The sequence below is a fragment of the Falsiroseomonas oryzae genome (genome assembly GCF_027856955.1).
GTDB lineage: Bacteria > Pseudomonadota > Alphaproteobacteria > Acetobacterales > Acetobacteraceae > Falsiroseomonas > Falsiroseomonas oryzae.
The window spans coordinates 1-1,665 of the sequence record NZ_JAPSMD010000728.1; the positions used below are offsets into that span (position 1 = coordinate 1).

3 protein-coding genes are annotated in these 1,665 nt (G+C 74.8%); 2 read left to right on the forward strand and 1 reads right to left on the reverse strand.

The features are described 5' to 3' along the window. On the forward strand, positions 1 to 420 hold a 420-nt coding region (gene flgA, locus OZN99_RS31105; protein ID WP_270939065.1), incomplete at its 5' end, for a flagellar basal body P-ring formation chaperone FlgA. Beyond that, on the forward strand, positions 417 to 1,145 hold the full coding sequence (flgH, locus tag OZN99_RS31110; protein ID WP_270939066.1) for a flagellar basal body L-ring protein FlgH: 729 nt from the start codon (positions 417 to 419) through the stop codon (positions 1,143 to 1,145). The genes flgA and flgH, both read left to right, overlap by 4 nt. A 7-nt stretch (positions 1,146 to 1,152) precedes the next feature. On the opposite strand, the gene OZN99_RS31115 is transcribed toward flgH, so the two are convergent. Then, a partial coding sequence (locus OZN99_RS31115) for an SH3 domain-containing protein (RefSeq protein WP_270939067.1) occupies positions 1,153 to 1,665 on the reverse strand: 513 nt, incomplete at its 5' end.

The following is a 1,665-nucleotide window of genomic DNA, read 5'->3' on the forward strand; positions in this document are numbered from 1 at the left end:
CGCCTGCGCCTGGCCGGCCGCGCGGTACCGACCGTGCCGATGCTGGTCGCGGCGCGCCGCATGGCTGCCGGCGAGACGCTGCGCGCGGCCGATGTCCGGCTGATCCGCGTGCCGGCTTCCCGCCTGCGGCCCGGGGCGGCGCAGGAAGCGGAGGTCGTGCTGGGCCAGGCGCTGCGCCGCCCGGCGGCAGCCGACCAGCCGCTGCTTCTGGCCGACCTCGTGCAGCCGGTGGCGGTGGAGCGCGGGCAGACCGTGACGATGCTCTACCAGGTGCCGGGGATGGTGCTGACCGCGCAGGGCCGCGCGATGGAGGCTGCGGCGCGTGGCGCGGCCGTGCCGGTGATGAACCTGCACAGTCGCCTGGTGGTGCAGGCCGAGGTGATCGGGCCCGGCCGCGTGCGCGTCGGAGGATCGCGATGAGGAACGTCGTGTCCGCCGCGCTGGCGGCGCTGCTGCTGACCGGCTGCGAGCGACTGTCGGAGCTCGGTCGGCCGCCGGCGCTGGCAGGCATCGAGAACCCGACGGCCGATCCCAACTGGCGCCAGGTGAGCATGCCGATGCCGGCGCCGCATGCGCCGGCGGCGGCGTCCAACTCGCTGTGGCGGCCGGGCAGCCGCACCTTCCTGCGCGACCAGCGCGCGGCGCAGCCGGGCGACCTGGTGACGGTTCTGGTCTCCATCCAGGACCAGGCGCAGCTGCGCAACGAGACGGAGCGCGAGCGGGAAGGCACGGACACCATGGGCATGCCGCGCCTGCTGGGCCTCGAAGCCTCCTGGCTGCGGATCTTCCCCAACACGGTCGATCCGTCGCGCTTCGTGCAGACCAGCGGCGCGCAGAACGCCAGCGGCAGCGGCAGCATCCGGCGGAACGAATCCGTTACGCTGCGTGTCGCCGCGACGGTCGTGCAGGTGCTGCCGAACGGCAACCTGGTCGTGACGGGCCGGCAGCAGGTGCGGGTGAACAGCGAGCTGCGCGACCTCACGGTCAGCGGCATCATCCGCCCGCAGGACATCGCGAGCGACAACACGGTACGGCACGACCGGCTGGCGGAGGCGCGGATCGCCTATGGCGGGCGCGGCACCATCAGCGACGTGCAGGCGCCGCGCGTCGGGCAGCAGTTGCTGGACATCATCCTGCCGTTCTGACGGGCGGTCAGTCACCGGCGAGGAAGGCGGTGATCGACCAGGTGCCGTCGTGGCGTTCCAGCAGCAGGCGGTGCCCGCCGGGGGCATGGGCGAAGCGGCTGGCGACGAAGCCGCGGCGCCCGTCGCGCAGGCGGACCGCCGTCCATTCGCTGTCCAGCGATCCGTCGCCGTCATGCGCGACGACCTCGCAGGTGAGGCGGGCGCGCACCGGCGCGTCCGGCGCAGGCGCGGCGCGCAGCGCGACGCCGCGGGCCATGATGAAGACGCGTTCGAAATCGTCGATGCCCGGCACGCTGGTGCCGGGTGCCTCCCCGTCGAAGCCCGGGCATTCCCAGGCGGTGGCGGTCGCGACGGCGCCATGCGGGCGGCAGCCGAGCGACAGCGCCCGCTCCAGCCGCGCCCAGGCCGGCGCGCGGGGATCCTCAAGCCGCAGATCGTCCAGCGTCAGCGTGTCGCCGAGGTCGAGGCGGATCCCCGGGGCGGCGGCGCGGCGGATGGCGGCCGCGTCGCGCGCCGCGAC

What these genes read in the sequence shown, in the direction of transcription:
- flgH (WP_270939066.1), top strand. Translation starts at nt 417, where the DNA reads ATGAGGAACGTCGTGTCCGCCGCGCTGGCGGCGCTGCTGCTGACCGGC.